Origin of the sequence: Achromobacter sp. (assembly GCF_050285585.1) — a bacterium.
In the GTDB taxonomy this organism is placed as follows: domain Bacteria; phylum Pseudomonadota; class Gammaproteobacteria; order Burkholderiales; family Burkholderiaceae_B; genus Achromobacter.
Genome location: NZ_JBLZXF010000097.1, coordinates 1 through 2,724 on the forward strand (window position 1 = coordinate 1; position 2,724 = coordinate 2,724).

Sequence of the window (2,724 nt, forward strand, 5' to 3'; positions counted from 1 at the left end):
AGAAGCGCGATGGTGTGCAGGATGGCCGCCACGCCGTGCTTGTCGTCCGCGATTCCAAGGCCGTAAGCCTTGTCGCCGTCAATCCGGAACGGCTGGTCCTTCAGCATGCCGTTGCGGTACACGGTGTCCATGTGGGCGATCAGCATGATCTTTTTGGTGCCGCCGCCCTTGAATTGCGCGTGGACCATCGGCCCGACCTTCTCGGGCGTGTCGTCCAGCCGGAAGACATCGGCCGGCGCAATGATCTCGACCGTGCCGCCAAGCCCTTTGAGCCGGTCGCGGATCAGTTCGGCGATGCGTTCGACACCCTCGACGTCCTTGCTGCCCGATTCGATGTTCACCAGATCGCGCATGGTATCGAGCATGGCCTGCTGCTGACCCTTGGCCGCGTCCAGCACGTTGGTCACGGGCGCGGCCTGCGCGGCGTGGGTGCAGCCCAGAAACGCCAGGGCGGCACAGGATTTTAGAAGAGGCAGGCGGTAAGGCATGAACGGCATCGTGGGTGACCTTTTTGCGCGCGGGAAGGGGAACCGGCCTTGCGTCGGCCGGGCGGGGCGGGCCCCGTCCTGCGGGCTAACCCCAGGCCACGATACGAGGGTGGCGCGGGGGCGGTAATGGGAGTTTCCCGGGTTGACGGCGCGCGCCGACGATGGGGACGGATGGTCCGTCAAGCCGCGCATTGCCCGGTGGTTGGCGCAATGGCCGCGCGATGAATGAGAAATGGTAAAATCCGCCCCGCTGAACCCGGTTTCAACCGGTATGGGAATAGAGGCGAATCGATTTCGCCTTTTTTTATGCGTTTTCGTGCGGCCCCGGGCGTCTACCCCCGGAGCGCGGCAACAGGGATTCCATGTTCGAATTTATTCGCAGCCATCGGCGCTGGATGCAGTTCATCCTGCTGATCTTGATCGTGCCTTCCTTCTTTCTGGTCGGGATTCAAGGCTATGACAGCTTCATGAGCCGGGAGCCCGAGCTGGCGACGGTGGCTGGCCAGCCGATTTCACGCGCCGAGTTTGACCAGGCGCACCGTAACCAGCTCGACCAGTTCCGGCAGCGCCTCGGTTCGCAGTTCGATCTGGCCGTGATCGACACGCCCGCGATGCGTGAAAGCCTGCTGAACCAGCTCATCAACCAGCGCCTGCTTGCCAATGTGGCTGCGGACAACCGTTTCTCGGTGTCCGACGAGACGCTGCGCAACACGATCGCCGCCATCCCCGAAGTCCAGGACAACGGCCGCTTCTCGCCCGAGCGCTACCGTCAGGTGCTGGCCGCGCAGGGCATGTCGCCGACGTCGTTCGAAGCTGGCCTGCGCCGTGATCTGGCCATCGCTCGCGTGCTTGAGCCCGTCGGCCAGTCGGCCCGCGCGCCCGCCGAAGTCGTGGCCGCCGTCGATTCGGCGCTGACGCAGGCCCGCACGGTTCAACTGCGCAATTTCTCCGCAGCCGACTTCCGTTCGCAGGTCACCGTCACGCCGGCCGACATCCAGGCCTGGTACGACGCCAACAAGCAGCAACTGCAGGTGCCGGAACAGGTCCAGGTCCAATACCTGGTGCTTGACGAAGCCGCCGCGACGCAAGGCGTGCAGGTCAAGGACGAGGACCTGGCTGCGTATTACGAACAGAACAAGAACCGCTTCGGCCAGCCCGAGCGCCGCCGCGCCAGCCACATCTTCTTCGAGCTGCCGTCGGGTTCGGAAGATGCCCGCAAGGCCGCGCGCGCCAAGGCGGAAGACGTCGCCAAGCAGGCCGCTGCCGATCCCGCCAAGTTTGCGGAACTGGCTGCCCAGAATTCCCAAGACTCCGGCTCGGCCGCCAAGGGCGGCGACCTGGGCTGGATCGCCCCGGGCGCCCAGGCGGGCCCGCTGGACAAGGCCATCTTCGGCCTTGCGCAGAACCAGGTGTCCGGCGTGGTCGAAAGCCCGTTCGGCCTGCATATCCTGAAGGTCACCGAAATCAGCCCGGCCGCCATCAAGCCGCTGGCCGAAGTCAAGGACCAGATCACCGCCGAAGTCCGCAAGCAGATCGCCGCGCAACGCTTCTCGGAAATGGCCAGCCAGCTGAACAAGCAGGTCTACGACCAGCGCGACAGCCTGCAACCGGCCGCCGACGCCGTCGGCCTGAAGCTGCGTACTGCCTCCGGCGTGACCCGCGAGGGCCTGTTGCCCGCCGACAAGGCCGGCCCCGGTTCCGCCGCCGACAGCCCGGACGCCGCGCTGCTCGAGAACCCGCGTGTGCGCCAGGTGCTGTTCTCGCCCGACGTGCTGCGTGAAAAGCAGAACTCCGGTGTGATCGAACTGTCGCCCGACACGATGGTGGCCGTTCGCGTCGCCGCCGTCGAGCCGTCGCATGTGCCGCCGCTGGACAAGGTCAGCGAAGTCATCCGCGGCAAGCTGCTCGACGAGCGCTCTGCCGAAGCCGCCAAGAAGGCCGGTGAAGCGGCGCTGGCTGCCAACAAGGCCAATCCCGCCGCCACTGAAGGCTTCGGACCTGCCATCACGGTAACGCGCCAGAATCCGCAGGATCTGTCGCGCCAAGTGCTGGACGCCGTCATGCGCCTGCCGTCGGCCACGCTGCCCGCCTTCACGGGTGTGCAATCCGGCGTGGACTACACGCTGGTGCGTCTGGAAAAGGTGGAAGCCGGCAAGGCCGAAGCCGCCGACAAGGAGCGCCTGGCGCAGCAACTGGCGGGCGCCTGGGGCCAAGCCGAAAACGAGGCCTTGATCCG

At 66.0% G+C, this 2,724-nt stretch carries 2 protein-coding genes; one reads left to right on the plus strand and one right to left on the minus strand.

The annotated features are described in order from the left end of the window. Window positions 1–497: M20/M25/M40 family metallo-hydrolase (locus ACN6PJ_RS31390; RefSeq protein ID WP_427999522.1), on the minus strand; the 497-nt coding region annotated here is incomplete at its 3' end. A 353-nt stretch (window positions 498–850) separates the two neighbouring features. On the opposite strand from ACN6PJ_RS31390, the gene ACN6PJ_RS31395 reads away from it, so the two are divergent. Beyond that, window positions 851–2,724 (plus strand): SurA N-terminal domain-containing protein (locus tag ACN6PJ_RS31395; RefSeq protein WP_427999523.1); only part of this gene is annotated, 1,874 nt, incomplete at its 3' end.